Origin of the sequence: Pseudomonas sp. SIMBA_068 (genome assembly GCF_046534705.1) — a bacterium.
Taxonomy (GTDB): domain Bacteria; phylum Pseudomonadota; class Gammaproteobacteria; order Pseudomonadales; family Pseudomonadaceae; genus Aquipseudomonas; species Aquipseudomonas putida.
Genome location: NZ_JAWRYI010001287.1, coordinates 1 through 247, shown reverse-complemented (window position 1 = coordinate 247; position 247 = coordinate 1). Strand labels below are relative to the sequence as shown.

1 protein-coding gene is annotated in these 247 nt (G+C 62.8%); it reads right to left on the bottom strand.

The features are described from left to right. Window positions 1-14: 14 nt before the first annotated feature. A partial coding sequence (locus SB756_RS33720; RefSeq protein WP_410913717.1) for a TetR/AcrR family transcriptional regulator occupies window positions 15-247 on the bottom strand: 233 nt, incomplete at its 5' end.

The following is a 247-nucleotide window of genomic DNA, read 5'->3' as shown; positions in this document are numbered from 1 at the left end:
GGCTGGCATCATTGTTACCCCTCCAGATACCGCACCGCCAACTGCTCCGCTGCCGCTCGCGCCTGTGCCTGTAAATGCGGCGCAACCAGCATCATCACCTGATACACCACAATCCCCACATCCCCTTCGCGCCCCAGCACCCGCTGGTAATCCAGCGAGAACATCAGCGTCAGGGTGATCTGCTCCACCAACTGCCCCAACGCCTGGGTCTCACTCTCCACCAGCCCCTGGCCCTTGAGGCTCGCCA